We start from the raw sequence: 14,721 nt of genomic DNA on the forward strand, positions 1-14,721 counted from the left end.
GGGCTTCCTCACTTCTCTTCTTGGCGCTGATCCCGCAGCAGGGTCAGCAGGGCGGCGTGTGTCTGCTCGTCGGCGGCCACGACGAGTCCGCCTACACCGGTGTGCAGCGGCTGACCGTCGATCCCGGTCACCACGCAGCCGGCCGCCTGACAGAGGGCGATGCCAGCCGCGAAGTGGACGCTGTCGCGCAGGTCGCCGTACGTCACGTAGGCCGCCCGCCGGCCGGCGGCGACCCAGGCGACCGCCAGCGTGGTGGAGACGACCCGCGGGTGGAAGCGTTCCATGAACCCCACGTCGGCGAGCAACCGCGCGGCCAGCCGGGTTCGCTCGTATGGAGACGGCGCGTCGAGGTTGACGTCCACCAGCCGGGACTCGGCCGACGGCGCGAGCCGCTCGTCCACGCCGGCGCAGCGTACGTTGGCGCCAGCGCCGTCGGTCCAGAACACCTCCTCGGCGAACGGGTCCGCCGAGGCCGCCACGACGACCCGCGATCCCACGCGCAGCGCGACGTTGACCGAGACCAGCCTGGTCTGGACGGCGTAGTTCAACGTCCCGCACAACGGGTCGACGAGCCACGCCCGTCCGTTCTCGCCGGTTCCCGTACGCCCGCTCTCCTCGCCCACCATGAGGTCGTCCGGCCGGGCGGCGCGCAGGACCTCGAGAATGGCCTGCTCCGCCTCGACGTCGGACGCCGTGGCGAAGTCCCCCGCGGACTTCTCGATCCGGGTCAACGCCGACCCGTAGTGGGAGCGCACGACCGTGGCGCCGGCTTCCGCCGCTGCGATGACCAGGTGCAGGTCGCTGATCGACACAACCACAACAATAGACGTTTACGGATCTCTCACCGTAACCCCGCCTGGTCAGCCCGGTGAACTGGCGGTGTCAGGTCGGGTCCGGCGCGTAGAACGTCGTCGTGGCCTCGACCGCTGCGGCGACCTGCGCCGGGTCACCGCCCGCAGCGAGATGCGCCTCGCCCCAGGACGCGGCGCTGCGCCGGCTGAACTCGCGCGCCTCGGGCGACACCTCGAACTCGCCCGGGTTCTTGATCTCGCCGCCGGCCAGGTGCAGGGCCAGGCCGAGCAGGCCCAGGTCCCAGCCGACCCCGGTGGCGCCCGGACCGTACGTCGAGAAGAAGGCCTCGTCGACGACGGCCGTGTGGACCAGCTCGAACTCGGTGTCGCCGGACGGGCCGGGGGTCAGGCGCACCTCGACCTCGCTCGTACCGGCCTTGGCATCCGGGCCGAAGAGCCATGACACCTTGAGCAGCCGTGGGGGCTCGCACCGGAGGATCTCGCCACCCGCGTTCCCCTGCAACTGGTACCTCCCGCCCAGCCGCAGGTCGCCGCTGACCGGCAGGAACCAGCGGCTCAGCCGCTCGGCGCTGGTAATGGCGTCCCAGACGTCGTTGATCTCCGCGGCGTATCGACGGCGGAGCACCACCGCGTGCGCCTCGCCGGCTGGCACGCTGCCCATCCGCAGCTCGCGGTGCGCGGCCGCCAGTTCGTCCAGTATGTCCTTCACAGCTCGGAGCCTACTTCGGCCGGCGCCCTGGCGTCGGCGCCACCCATCGCGGAGACAGCCCGACGGCAGACGGTCGGCCCCCGGTGCGGGCCGGGGGCCGACCGTCCGTGCCAGCGGAGTGCTACTCCAGTTCGTTGGGGGTGTCGTGGCCGACCTCGTACGGGGTGGTCACGCCCTCGTAGATGACGTGCGACATCATGCCGGCCGCGGCGTGGTCGAGGTTGTGGCAGTGGTCCATCCACAGGCCCGGATTGTCGGCCTTGAAGGCCACCTCCCAGATCTCCCCCACCTCGACGTTGACCGTGTCCAGCCAGAGCGGGCTGCCGGTGGCCGGCTTGCCGTTGCGGCTGAGCACCAGCACGTGGTGGCCGTGCAGGTGCATCGGGTGGTCGAAGTGGCTGCGGTTGGCGAAGCGTACCTTCACCAGGTCGCCCTCGCGGACGGTGAGCGACGGGGCCTTCGGGAAGGCCATGCCGTTGCTGGCCCAGACGACGGTGAACTTACCGTCGTAGAACCACAGCTCGTTGTCGAAGACCAGCGAGTGCGTCTTGGTGAACTTGCTGTCCCGACCGAACTCGGTGGGCAGCGGCGAGCCGTACGTGGTGGGGTCGAACGTCTCCTGCGGCTTGTCCGGCGGCACGTCACCGGTGCCGTCGGCGCTAAACAGCAGACCGCCTTCGACGACCCGCAGCTCCTTGCCGTACCGCCGCAGTTCGGTGAGGCGGACCGGCTGTGCGGGCATGGCGAACTCGACGTCGTACCGGCCGCCGCCGCCGATGACGAGCTGCTTGCCGGCGACCTCGGTGGGTTCGTTGACCGGGTTGCCGTCGATGGCGACCACCTTGAACGGGGTCCCGGTCAGTGAGTACCGGTGGGTGGCGCCGTCGGTGTTGATCAGCCGGAGCCGGACCGGGGTACCCGGGGCCATCTTGCGCCGTTCGAGCTGGTCGATGGTGCCGAACAGGGCCGGTGGCTCCAGCGGCAGCTTGTCCTCGTACCAGGTGTGCGCGGAGACGATCAGGTCCTGGGTGCCGGGGGCGAGGTCCGACTGTTCCGGCTCGATGATCAGCGGCCCGAACAGGCCCTTCTTGACCTGGATGGAGGACTGCTGGTGGGAGTGGTACCAGTGGGTGCCGACCTCGTCCGGCCGGAACCGGTAGACGTGCGTGCCGCCGGGCTGGATCGCGTCCTGGGTGACCCCGGCGACGCCGTCCTCGGCGTTGGGTACGTCCACACCGTGCCAGTGCACCGACACGCTGGTGTCCGGCACCTTGTTGTGCACGGTGACCTCGATCAGCTCACCCTTCTTGACCCGCAGCTCCGGCCCGGGGCTCTGCCCGTTGAACAGCCACGCGTCGACCTCCTTACCGGACGCCAGCCGCAGTTTCTGCGCCTCGGCGACCAGGGTGAACTTCCGGTCCGGGGTCTCGCTACGCGGCCCGGTCAGGTCGGCCACGCTGACCGTACGACCGCCGCCGTGGCCGTGCGCGCCGGACGCCGAGACGCCGCCGTGGGCGTGGTCGGTCATGTTCATCCGCCCGGGCAGGACGGTCTCGTTGGCCGCCCAGCTCAGGCCACCGACCAGGACCAGGGCGAACACCGCGACGACGGCCACCCCGCGCACCGCCCGCACCGGCAGGGAGCGGCGGACCGGTCCGCCGTTCGCGGCGACCCGGTAGCGGTACTGCTGCCAGAGCCAGAGTCCGACCAGGACGGTCAGGAAGCCCACGTAGATGGTGAGGATCGGGACGAGCTGCGGCGGTCCCATGGTGACCAGGATGGCGGTGACGAAGCCGGTCAGCGCGCCCAGCGCGGTCGCCTGGAAGGGCACGACCGCCTGCGGGGCGAAGGTCGCCAGCCGGGTCTCGGCCGAGGGGTTCCGCCGGTGGGCGAGCCAGCGGGGCACCGCCAGCACCAGCACCGCCACCGCCGGCAGGATCACCAGGGGCAGCGCCACGGCGACCCGGTCGGCCACGAAGAGGTAGTCGAAGCTGCCCATCAGCGCGGTGGTGACCAGCCGGCCGGCGACGCCGAGCCAGCCGAGGGCGACCAGCACCAGCATGAAGGTGGCCCGGCGTCGGCCCCGCTTGTCGGAGCGGTGGCGGGGCTTACGCGCCACCAGGACCGCGCTCGTGCCCCACAGCAGGGTGAGGAAGAGCGCGACCTCGATGTCGTAGTTCAGATAACTTTCGAACAACACGGGCAACCTCCGTGATCGGACAGAGTCGGTCGGGGGTGGTGGTCAGGGGCGGGCGGACGTGCCGTCCACCGCGTCCCACCGGAGTTCGTGGCCCTCGGTCCAGATCCGCGCGGCGGCGGCGAGCACGCTCCTGCGGTCGGCGACCGGCGTACCGGGCGTGGCCGGCAGCAGCGCCACCACGTCGCTGGCCTTCGACCGCACCGCGCGGTGCTGGCGGGCCACGTTGGTCAGCCCCTGACCGGCGCCGGCCTCCACGAGCAGCAGGTCACCGGTGGCGAGCAGCGCGTCGAGCGCCGGCCAGAACAGCACCGGGTCGGCGAGCTGGGTGGTCCAGAACGTCGGGTCGTCGGCGGTCGCGGCGTCCAACTTCCGGCCGACGTACGCGGAATAGACCGGGTCGACCGGCGCGCCGGGCCGGGCCGCCTCGACCGCGGGACGGGTGGCCAGGGAGGCGTCCAGTACGACCGGGCTGTGGAACGCCTGACGGGCCTTGGCCAGCCGGCAGATGTACCCCTGTTCGCGCAGTTTCTCCTGGACCACGGCCAGCGCCTCGTCCGGGCCGGCCAGCATGGTCTGTCGGGGCGCGTTGACGGCGGCGATGGCGACCTGCCCGGTCGGGTCCAGGGTCAGGTACGACTGGAGTTCCTCGGCGGGGGCCGCGACGGCGAGCATCCCACCGGACGGCGTACGGACGACCTCGGTGACCCGGGCGCGCATCAGCCGGACGGCGGCGGGCAGGCTGAACACCCCGCCCAGGGTGGCGGCGACCATCTCCCCGGCGCTGTGCCCGAGCAGGGCGACCGGCCGGACCCCCCAGGAGCGGACCATCGCGCCGAGCGCATAGCCGATGCCGAACAGCAGCGGCTGGGCGCGAGAGCCGTCGTCGAAGGGAATACTCGGGTCGTCGGAAAGCCACTCGTCGCGCAGCTGTTCCCCGCCGTCGCCCCAGAGGGCGAAGAAGGTGTCCAGCGCGGTGGTGAAGACCGGGTCGTGTCCGTACAGGCCGGCGCCCATGCGCGGGTACTGCGCGCCCTGGCCGGGGAAGAGCAGCGCGACCGGGCGGCCCTTCGGCTCGGTGGGCCGGTGCCGGTCCAGCAGGTTGGCCGCTTCGGTGGCGTCGGCCGCCACGACCGCGCCGCGTACTCCGCCGGAGGTGGCTCGGCGGGGAGCGTGTCGGGCGAGCGTCTCGACGCGCTGCCGGTCGTCGCCGAGCAGGTCCCCGTCGAAGCGGACGAGCCGCCCCATCGCCTGGCGGCGGCGCTCCTCGGCCGCCGCGTCAACGGCCGACCAGCGGATCAGCAGCGGGTCCCCGCTCGGGCGTTCCGGCGCGGGTGGGGGCAGCAGGACCACCGAGTGTCCCCGCCGGGAGGTGTCCGGCAGCGCGACCGGGGTGGGGGCGCGGTGGTCGGCGACCGGGTTCGGGTGGTGGCAGCCGTCGGTGAGCATGCGCCGCAGGTCGCCCGGGCGCAGCACGTCGGAGCGGGACCGGTCGGCCTCGGTGCGGTCGGTGATCCGGACGACGATCAGCGGCGGTTCGTCGGGCGACCAGCACTCGGCGAGGCGGCGCAGCGCCACCACCAGCCAGCGGCCCGGCTCGTCCTCGAGTTCGGCCGCGACCAGGGCGAGGTCGGCCTGGCCCCGGGCCAGCTCGGTCGCCGCGTGGTGCAGCGCCGCGCAGAGCCGGGGTACGAACACCGTCGCCCCGGCGGCGCCCGGCGGTACGCAGGCCGAGGTGACCCCGCCCTCGTACCCGGGTGGGGGGTTCGTGCCGGTCAGCACGAGCGACGTCCGCCGGCCCCGCCGTACCGTCGAGCCAAGCCGGTCGACCACGGTCGCGACGGTCGCCGCGCGGCCGGTGTTTCCCGTTCCGTCCCGCTCCGACGGTCCGACCGCCCACGACACGATCGCGGCGTCAGTCGCTGCCATCGCGGTCACCTCTCTCCCGCTCCGGGCCCGACCATCGCCGGCGACCGTGCAGGGCTGTCCGAGCGGGTCGCGCCGATGTCGTCCTAGTCCGGACCGACAGTGGCGGTCGATTCTCGAAAACGGTTCGAAGGCACCTGGAAGGAAGTCCTGCTCCCGGCTCCTCCAGCGATCCTCAGAGTTGGCGTTGAGACGCCCGGCCGAGGATGTCCCGAAGCCAGTTCGACCGCATGCGGTCGAGCCACCCTCGGGTTGGAAGCGAGAACGACATGACCTGGACCCAGCTCCTGGTCCCGATCACCCTGACGGGTACCGGGATGGCGGCCGGCGGGCTGATGATCACTGTGCTTGGTGGGGTGCCGCTGCTGCTCCGGCTGCCGACCGACCAGTACGTGCCGATCCACCAGTTCCTGGTGACCCGCTTCGATCCGTTCATGCCGATCTGCATGATCACGTCACTTCTCGTCGACCTGGTGCTGGCCGTCGTGCTGGACAACCCGGTGGCGCGGATCGGCTTCGGGGCGTCCGCCGTCCTGCTGTTCGGCGCGATGGTCATCTCGATGACCAAGAACGTCCCGATCAACCGGTGGCTCAAGACCCTCGACCCGGAGCGGTTGCCGGAGAACTTCGAGCAGATCAATCCGCGGGTCCGCTGGGGGAAGTGGAACTCGATCCGGACGACCCTCGTCGTCATCGCCCTGGGGCTCAGCGCGATCGCCACCGGCCCGCTGCTCTAGCGCTTTCCCGTCGTCTCCCCAGCCGCCCTGCCCCCCGTTCGTTGCTCGTCGATCAGATACTCACCCGACCGACCGTGACCGGTCGGGCACCGGACGATCCCCCTCAATGGAAGGTACGCACGCGATGAGCCATGACACGGACACCGCCGGCCGGACGGTGGACCACTCGGACACACCCGCCGACCGCCGCTTCGTGATCGGCCGCGACGTCGGCACGGCCGCCAGCTGGTTCCGCATCCTCTACGGACTGATCGCGGTCGCCAGCCTCTGGTACCGGATCGACAAGGCCCTGGACGGGGGCGAACTGGTCATGATGGTGGTCTGGTTCGCCGTGATAGCGGCGGTCTACACCGCCGTCATCTGGTTCTTCGGGCGGATCGACCGGTTCCAGGGCGTCAGCCCGTGGATCCCGTCGGCGCTGCTGCAACTACCGATGATGCTCTACCCGATGGGCATCGGCTCGGCCCCGATGCACCAGGCGCTGGCCGTCTACACCACGCTCGGCGTGCTGCTCTGCGGTGTGGCGCGGTACGGCGGGCTGGAGGTCGCCGCCCTGCCGATGCTGCTGCTCGGACGCCGGACGGTGCTGTACAGCCCGTTCAACGCCATCGACATCACCGAGCAGGCGTTCCGACAGGAGCGGACGCGGGGCGTCATGTGGGTCACCTCGCTCGCGCTGACCGTGTTCGTCCTCATCGAGTACTGGTGGGTGGGCCTGCTGCTCAGCGTCCCGCCGGCGAAGGACCTGCTCGGCGAGTCGATCCGGCTCCCCGGCTACTGGGTGCTGCTGCTGCTCGTCCCGGTCGTCTGGTTCGCCGCCCTCGCGGCGCGCGGCCGGGACCGGTACCGGACGGTCCCGATCGGCCAGCGGTGGCCGGGACTCGCCGCGCTGGTGCTGCTGGCGCTCGTCCCGATGCTCGGCAACCGGCAGGTGCCGGACGCGCTCTGGGGCATCATCATGTTCGTCGGTCTGGTCGTCGGCCTGGTCACCCTGGTCCGCCTGCCGTTCCGCAAGGCGTCCAACCGCCGCGAGGTGGGCGTCGCCCACTGATCCGTCCCGTCGCACTGTTCCCATCCCCGTCGCCGATCGGCCGGGCACCCCTCCGGGTGCCCGGCCGATCGCCTTTTCGGCGCACTCCCCCGACCGTTGCCGTCCACCCGCCGACCGCCATCCCCCGGCCGACCGCCATCCCTCCGCCGACCGCCATCCCCCGAGATCGTCTCCGTATGCGGCAACTCGGGGCCTCCTGCGCGGACGACACCCCGGGATGCCGCACTTCGGGGTGTCGTCCGCGTGGGAGACCCCGGGATGCCGCAACTGGGGAGGCCAGCCGGGTGGCCCCAGGGTCCGGGCCGGGGGCCGAGTCCGGGGTCCGGGCCGGGGGCCGAGTCCGGGGTCCGGGCCGGGGCCGAGTCCGGGGTCCGGGCCGGGGCCGAGTCCGGGAAGCGGCGTCAGAGGGCGGTGGCCCAGGCGATGACCTGGTCGATGGACTGGCGGGTGAGCCCGATCGCCGGGTCGGCGGTGATCAGCAGGGTGGGAGCGGCGCGGTCCGCGGCCCAGTCGTACGCCTCCGGGGTGTGCAGGTCGTCGATCCACGCCGCTGGTCGTCGTCCGGCGTAGGCGGCGATACGCGGGACCTTCGCGCCGGGGTCGAACGGCGCCGGTGGCATGGTCACCACGGGCAACGACGCGATGCGCAGCAGCGGGGCGAGGAGTTGGTTCGCCTCGTCGTTCCAGCTGCTGGCCCAGGCGACGTCCAGGACCTCGCCGGCGGCGGAGAGCCACGCGCCGTGCGCGGGGTTGACCCGGATGGGCGCCTCACCGGGGAAGAGGTGGTGGTCGGTGAAGCCGACCGGCGGGTCGGGCGCGCCGTACGGGTTGAGGACGCCGTCGATGTCGAGCAGGAGCAGGGGTCGGGTCACCCGGCGATTCTGCCGTGGCTGGACACGGCACCGGAGGACCCGGAGATCCGCTTGTGGCTGGTCCCACGACGCCGGACCGGTTGTGGCTGGACGCACTGCTGTCGGGGTGCCCGGCTGGTACCGGGCACCCCGACAGCAGCGGGAGTGTCAGCGGGCGGCGGCGTCGACCTTGCGGGGCAGGAAGAAGACCAGCGCCACGACCATGAGGCAGAGCAGCACCTGTAGGCCGAGGGTCCAGCTCATCGCGTCGACGAAGCGGGCCCGGCTGGCGGTGTCCTGGTCGGCGAGGAGACCGAAGAAGACCGCACCGGTCACCGCGACGCCGAGCACCCCACCGGTCTGCTTGAAGGTGGAGAAGATGCCCGACGCGGACCCGGCGTCGACGTGCGGGATGCCGGCCAGGGTGACGTTGAGCATCGGCGCGCTGACCAGTCCCATCCCGACGCCGACCACGGAAAGGCTGACCACGATCGGCAGCGAGGTCAGTTCGGCGCCGGAGGCGACCACGACCGCGTTCAGACCGGCCATGCCGAGGGTCATCAGCACCGCGCCGACCACCAGGGCGGTCCGGCCGGCGCTGCGGGCCAGCGGGATCGCCACCATCGAGGCGAGCGCGGTGCCGATCGCCCAGGACGCGACCGTCCAACCGGTCCGGTCGGCGGTGAAGCCGAGACCACTCTGCAGGAAGACCACGAAGGTCAGGAAGAAGCCCCACATCAGCGCGGAGACGATGAGGTTCGCCAGCACCCCGGCGGTGAACGTCCGCTGCCCGAACAGGTGCAGCGCCACCAGCGGCGACTCACCGGCCCGTTCCTTGCGCCGCTCGAAGCGGACGAGCAGCACGAACGCCGGCACCGAGGCGACCAGGCAGACCCACGACCACCACGGCCAGCCGAGTTCCCGGCCGTACATCAGCGGGTGCAGCAGGAGCAGCAGCGCGGCGGCGGCCAGAAACACCCCGCCCAGGTCGAAGCCGCCACCCCGCTCGTCCCGGGACTCGGGCAGCCAGGCGACCGCGCCGAAGAAGGCGGCCACACCGATCGGCAGGTTGATCAGGAAGATGGTCCGCCAGCCCCAGCCGAACAGGTCGGCGCTCATCAGCACCCCGCCGAGCATCGGGCCGGAGACCGTGGCCAGGCCGATGACCAGGCCGTAGACGGCGAGCAGCGGGGCCCGGCGGGCGGGCGGCACCAGGACCTGGAAGACCGCGAGGATCTGCGGGCCCATGATCGCGGCGGTGATGCCCTGCGCCACTCGGGCGGCGACGAGCCAGCCGACGTCACCGGCGATCCCGGCGAGCACGGAGGCGATGGTGAAGCCGGCCAGACCGACCAGGAACGCCCGCTTACGGCCGAACGCGTCGCCGATCCGGCCGCCGGTGACCAGCAGGAGGGCGAACGGCAGGGTGTACCCGGCGAGGACCCACTGCATCGAGGCGTAACTCGCGCCCAGCCCGTCCTGGATGGACGGCACCGCGATGTTGACGCCGGTGGTGTCGAAGCCGGTCATGAAGGCGGCCACGAGCACCACGGTGAGCGCGGCGCCGAGCCGCCGCACGGGCGGCGGGCCGCCGGTGGCGGCGGTGCCGGCCGGCGGGGCGGCGGCGGGCCGTGGGGTCACCACGTCGGGTGTGGTGCCGGGGGTTGTCGCGGTCACGGCAGCACCGCCACGCCCGCCGCGGTCACCGTCAGGGCCGCCAGGGCCAGCGCGGTCCGCAGCCGGTGCAGGCGCCGCCACTCCGGTCGGGGGTCGTCCCAGTCGTCCGGTACGGCGTCCGGGTCGACCCCGAACACCCGCTTGTTGATCGGCACGTTGCCGAGGTGGGACACCCCCTGCACCCCCAGCGCCAGCACCGAGGCCAGGATGAACAGCCACCGGGTGGTGGTCTCCTCGACCAGGAAGATCAGGGCGATGTCGGCGAACATCGTCGAGTTGACGATCAGCGGCATCGACGGGTGGTAACCCTGACCAAGCTTGCGGTGCAGGGTGATGTAGCTGCCCGCGGGCATGGTGTAGAGGGTCGGCAGGACGCTCACCGCCACGGCGAAGAACACCCCCGCCACGATCCCGCTGCCGCCGACGGCGACCACCGCCAGCGCCTGGGCAATTGTCTCTCTCATCGGCTCGCCATCTTCCGTCGCTTCCGGCAACGAACTCCGCCAGCGATGCTCACGGCGTCTCCTCAAGCCGACGTGGAGGAAAGCTCGACGCCGCAGCAGCCCCGGCCGGTCGTGGCGGGCCGTATCGCCGACGTGCGCGTCCTTCGACCGAGCCCCGAGGCAGACCCGAGACGGTCATCACAGCATCGACGCCGAGTAGGCGACCGGGCGGCGTGACGCATCGCCCCGGTCCGGGGCCGAAGACCGCACGCCTTTCGACCGCGAATGTAAGGAGACGAGCCATGTCGGGTATCGCTGGCTGGGTTGACTACGAGCGGGACCTCTCCCGCGCGCAGGCGACCGTCCGCGCCATGAGCGCCACGATGGCCAACCGGGGGCCGGACGCCGAGGGGGTCTGGACGTCCCCGCGGGCGGCCATCGGCCACCGTCGGCTCGCCCTGGTCGAGCTGGACGGCGGACGGCAGCCGTACGTCGTGGAGGCGGACGGCCAGGTCCTCGCCGTGGTCGCCTTCGACGGTGACGTCTACAACGCGCCGGCGCTCCGCGCCGAGCTGGAGTCGCACGGGCACCGCTTCCGCAGCCGGGGCGACGCCGAGGTGGTGGCGTACGCGTACCTCCAGTGGGGGGCCGGGTTCGCCGAGAAGCTGGAGGGCGGCTACGCCTTCGCGGTGTGGGACGTGCGCCGCGAGGAGCTGCTGCTGGTCCGGGACCGGCTCGGTAACAAGCCGATGTTCTACTACCCCACCCCGCATGGCATCCTCTTCGCCTCGGAGCGGAAGGCGATCCTGGACCACCCGCAGGCCGAGGCCGCAGTGGACCTGGACGGCCTGCGGGAGATCCTCTCCTACGCCGGCACCCCGGGCCACGGCATCTTCAAGGGGATGCACCAGGTGCGCGCCGGGCACGTCGTCCGGGTGACGAAGTCCGGGCACCGGGAGGAGCAGTACTGGGCGTTGCAGGCGCAGGAGCACACCGACGACCTGGACACCACCGTGCAGAAGGTCCGGGAGCTGCTGGAGCGCTCGGTGGGCGGGCAGCTCACCGCAGACGTGCCGCTGGGCATGATGCTCTCCGGCGGGCTGGACTCCTCGGCGGTGACCGCGCTGGCCGCGCGGGCGCTCAAGGAGCGGGGCGAGGGCCCGCTGCACACCTTCACCGTGTCGTTCGGCTCGGCCGAGGAGTTCACCCCGGACGAGGTCTGGGGCACCTCGGACGCGCCGTTCGTGAAGGAGCTGGTCGACGGGATCGGCGCCGAGCACACCGACATCGTGCTGGACACCGCAGACCTGCTCGACCCGATCGTGGCGGTGAACGCGCTGCGCGCCAAGGACGTGCCGAGCCCGCTGGGCAACATGAACACCTCGCTCTACGTGCTGTGCCGCGCGGTGCAGGAGCACACTCCGCTGGCCCTGCTCGGTGACGCCGCCGACGGCGTCTTCGGCGGCACCATGTGGATGTCGATGCCGCCGCTGATCGAGGCGCAGACCTTCCCGTGGATCGCGATGGCCCACTGGGGCGGCGGCAAGCACGGCATGGGCACCGACCTGGTCGACGCCGGCCTGCTGGAGCGGCTGGACATGCGCAACTACACCGGCGGCCGGTACCGGGAGGCGATGAGCCGGGTGCCGCTGCTGCCGGGTGAGACCGGCCAGGAAAAGCGCATGCGCGAGATGTGGTACCTGAACGTCACCAACTGGCTGGAGACGCTGATCCCGCACTCGGAGTCGATCGCCGGCTCGGTCGGCCTGTCGCTGCGCCTGCCGTACTGCGACCACAACCTGGTGCAGTACGTCTACTCCGCGCCGTGGGCGCAGAAGAGCTTCGACGGCCGGGAGAAGAGCCTGCTCCGCGCCGCGGCGAAGGACATCCTCCCGGAGTCCATTCTGGACCGGAAGAAGTCGCCGTACCCGGTGACCCAGGACGAGGCGTACGCGAAGGCGCTCTGCGACCAGCTCCTGGCGCTGGTCAACGACCCCAACGCCCCGATCGCCGGACTGGTCGACATGACCGCCGCGAAGGCGTTCGCGGCCGACCCCGCCAGCCTCGTCTCCGGCCCGCGCGCCTGGGTGGCGCGCACCCACGTGGAGATGCTCTTCCAGCTCAACATGTGGCTCGACCTGTACCGGGTGCGGGTCGACGTCTGACCGGTGCGGTCCCAGTCGTCTTCGATCACCTGTCGAGGAGCGGCTGCCAGCGTTTTGCGCATCGTCCGACCCCATGGCCTGCGCACCACACCTTCGAAGGAGCCTTGTAATGGGAACCACGAACTCTGACCTGTCGATCCTCGACCTCGCGGCGGGCTACTGGTCGGCCAAGACCTTCCTCAGCGCGGTCGAGCTGGGCCTGTTCGGCGTCCTCGCCGACGGCGGCAAGACCGAGCCCGAGATCCGGGAGACGCTGAGCCTGCACCCGCGTTCCACCCCGGACTTCCTGGACTCGCTGGTCGCCCTGAAGGTGCTCGACCGGGACGCCGAGGGCCGCTACTCGATCAGCCCGGCCGCCGCCAACCAGCTCGACCCGAAGCACCCGTCGTACCAGGGCGGCTTCCTCCGCATGCACGCCTGGCAGTACGGGGTCTGGGGCAAGCTGACCGACATGCTCAAGACCGGTGACATGCAGGCCCACACCGACCGGGACTTCAACAAGTTCTACTCCCGGCCGGAGTCGGTGCGGAACTTCATGTCCGCGATGGACGGCGCTAACTCGGCGGTCGGCCCGGCGCTGGCCGACAAGGTCGCCTGGACCGACGTGACGTCCTTCGTGGACGTCGGCGGCGCGCGCGGCAACATCTCCGCGGTGATCGCCAAGGCGCACCCGCACCTGAAGGCCGGCACCTTCGACCTGCCGCCGGTGGAGCCCTTCTTCGACGAGCACATGGACCGGCTGGGGATGGCCGACCGGGTCACCTTCTACCCGGGCAACTTCTTCGAGGACAGCCTCCCCACCGCCGATCTCCTCATCTTCGGGCACGTGCTGCACGACTGGAACGACGAGCAGCGGATCGCCCTGCTGCGCAAGGCGTACGAGGCGCTGCCGGTCGGCGGCCAGGTCCTGGTGTACGACGCCCTGATCGACGACGACCGCCGCGAGCCGGCAAACCTCCTGCTCAGCCTCAACATGCAGCTCGTCACCCCGGGCGGCGGCGAGTACACCGGCGCCGCCTGCCAGGGTTGGATGCGCGAGGCCGGCTTCACCGAGACTTCGGTCCTGCCGCTGACCGACGCCGACTCGGCCGTGATCGGGCGGAAGACCGCCTGACCCCACGGGCCGGGACCATCCGACCCATCCAGTAAGGAGCACAGATCCTGTGACATTCAAACCCGACACCGGACGCTCGGTGTCCCGCCGCCGCCTGCTCTTCGGCACGGCTGCCGGGGCCGCGCTGGCCGGGCTCTCGGTGGCCGCGCCGGCCCGGGCCGCCACGGCGGCGCCGACCTCCGGCCCGGCCCCGATCGACATCGTCATCCACCCGAACAGCTTCACCCCGCCGAGCCAGCTCCGTGGCGGTTCGGTCACCATCCGGGTCACCACCCCGGAACCGGGTGGCCGGTCGCTGCTGCTGATCAAGCTGCGGGCCGGGGTCTCGCTCGACCGGTACCTGACCGCGCTGGCCGCCACCTCGTCGTGGGACCCGGCCGAGCGGGCCGCCGCCGAGCGGGAGTTGGAGGCATGCGCCGAGAACTTCGGCGGCGCGGTGGTCACCTCGGACTCGGCGGTGTCGTTCACCCAGTTCCTGCTGCCCGGGACGTACCACTTCGTCAACTTCGACTACACCAGCGGCACCGCGGTGCCGCAGGTGAAGCCGGTGACGGTGACCGGGCTGGGCACCCCGCGCATCCCGGACGTGGAGGACTACGTCCTGCACCGGGAGCGCAACGACACCGTCTCGTTCCTGCTGCCCACCCGGAAGCTGGCCGCGACCGGTGAGCACCTGGTGATCAACACCACCCGGCACCTCAACGAGGCCGTCCTGTCCCGGCTCGCGCCGGGCGCGACGGCGGAGGACGTGGCGGCGTACTTCGAGGCGATCAAGAACGGCCAGTGGCCGAGCGAGTCGCCGGTGACCACCCAGCCGGTCGGTCTCGCGCCGATCTCGGGCGGCAAGCAGGCCATCGTCCGCACCGAACTTCCCGCCGGTGACTACCTCCTCTACTCGTACGCGACCAACCCGGAGACGGGTCACGCGCGTGCGGTGGAGGGCCTGTACCGCCTGGTCAAGCTCGTCTGACCGACCCTGACCCATCGAGTGCGCGGCGCCGTCGGACCTCCGGCGGCGCCGCCCGAAACCCGGAGGAAT

Annotated in this window: 12 protein-coding genes; 5 read left to right on the top strand and 7 right to left on the bottom strand. The window is 71.6% G+C overall.

The genetic code is table 11. The features are described 5' to 3' along the window. Positions 1-8: 8 nt before the first annotated feature. The 4 genes from GA0074692_RS15160 to GA0074692_RS35385 all read right to left on the bottom strand — a co-directional run bounded on the left by GA0074692_RS15160 (position 9) and on the right by GA0074692_RS35385 (position 5,647). Positions 9-812 (bottom strand): inositol monophosphatase family protein, encoded by an 804-nt coding sequence (locus tag GA0074692_RS15160; protein WP_091645097.1) that lies wholly within the window; start codon positions 810-812, stop codon positions 9-11. Positions 813-882: 70 nt separating this feature from the next. Then, positions 883-1,521: an SRPBCC domain-containing protein gene (locus tag GA0074692_RS15165; RefSeq protein WP_245730315.1), complete on the bottom strand. Its 639-nt coding sequence runs from the start codon at positions 1,519-1,521 to the stop codon at positions 883-885. Positions 1,522-1,642: 121 nt separating this feature from the next. Next, entirely contained in the window at positions 1,643-3,721 is a 2,079-nt protein-coding gene (locus GA0074692_RS15170) for a multicopper oxidase family protein (RefSeq protein WP_091645099.1), read from the bottom strand. Between the two features lie 42 nt (positions 3,722-3,763). Beyond that, positions 3,764-5,647: an acyltransferase domain-containing protein gene (locus GA0074692_RS35385; RefSeq protein WP_218106671.1), complete on the bottom strand. Its 1,884-nt coding sequence runs from the start codon at positions 5,645-5,647 to the stop codon at positions 3,764-3,766. A 266-nt stretch (positions 5,648-5,913) separates the two neighbouring features. On the opposite strand from GA0074692_RS35385, the gene GA0074692_RS15180 reads away from it, so the two are divergent. Both GA0074692_RS15180 and GA0074692_RS15185 read left to right on the top strand, forming a co-directional pair. Then, positions 5,914-6,381: an anthrone oxygenase family protein gene (locus GA0074692_RS15180; RefSeq protein ID WP_091645101.1), complete on the top strand. Its 468-nt coding sequence runs from the start codon at positions 5,914-5,916 to the stop codon at positions 6,379-6,381. Between the two features lie 124 nt (positions 6,382-6,505). Next, positions 6,506-7,432: a DUF6410 domain-containing protein gene (locus tag GA0074692_RS15185; RefSeq protein ID WP_091645103.1), complete on the top strand. Its 927-nt coding sequence runs from the start codon at positions 6,506-6,508 to the stop codon at positions 7,430-7,432. A 401-nt stretch (positions 7,433-7,833) separates the two neighbouring features. Here the strand turns inward: GA0074692_RS15185 and GA0074692_RS15190 are convergent, their stop codons facing one another. The 3 genes from GA0074692_RS15190 to GA0074692_RS15200 all read right to left on the bottom strand — a co-directional run bounded on the left by GA0074692_RS15190 (position 7,834) and on the right by GA0074692_RS15200 (position 10,424). Beyond that, a complete protein-coding gene (locus tag GA0074692_RS15190; protein ID WP_091645105.1) occupies positions 7,834-8,304 on the bottom strand; it encodes an HAD domain-containing protein in 471 nt (156 codons plus the stop codon). 147 nt (positions 8,305-8,451) lie between these two features. Next, positions 8,452-9,960: an MFS transporter gene (locus GA0074692_RS15195; RefSeq protein ID WP_091645107.1), complete on the bottom strand. Its 1,509-nt coding sequence runs from the start codon at positions 9,958-9,960 to the stop codon at positions 8,452-8,454. After that, positions 9,957-10,424: an anthrone oxygenase family protein gene (locus GA0074692_RS15200; RefSeq protein WP_091645109.1), complete on the bottom strand. Its 468-nt coding sequence runs from the start codon at positions 10,422-10,424 to the stop codon at positions 9,957-9,959. The genes GA0074692_RS15195 and GA0074692_RS15200 overlap by 4 nt, the downstream gene beginning before the upstream one ends. Before the next feature lie 281 nt (positions 10,425-10,705). Between GA0074692_RS15200 and asnB the strand changes: the two genes are divergently transcribed. The 3 genes from asnB to GA0074692_RS15215 all read left to right on the top strand — a co-directional run bounded on the left by asnB (position 10,706) and on the right by GA0074692_RS15215 (position 14,652). Continuing rightward, a complete protein-coding gene (asnB, locus tag GA0074692_RS15205; RefSeq protein WP_091645112.1) occupies positions 10,706-12,568 on the top strand; it encodes an asparagine synthase (glutamine-hydrolyzing) in 1,863 nt (620 codons plus the stop codon). A gap of 109 nt (positions 12,569-12,677) precedes the next feature. Next, on the top strand, positions 12,678-13,682 hold the full coding sequence (locus tag GA0074692_RS15210) for a methyltransferase (RefSeq protein ID WP_091645113.1): 1,005 nt from the start codon (positions 12,678-12,680) through the stop codon (positions 13,680-13,682). A 49-nt stretch (positions 13,683-13,731) separates the two neighbouring features. Continuing rightward, a complete protein-coding gene (locus tag GA0074692_RS15215) occupies positions 13,732-14,652 on the top strand; it encodes a hypothetical protein (protein ID WP_091645115.1) in 921 nt (306 codons plus the stop codon). Positions 14,653-14,721 lie beyond the last annotated feature (69 nt).

This window comes from Micromonospora pallida, assembly GCF_900090325.1.
In the GTDB taxonomy this organism is placed as follows: domain Bacteria; phylum Actinomycetota; class Actinomycetes; order Mycobacteriales; family Micromonosporaceae; genus Micromonospora; species Micromonospora pallida.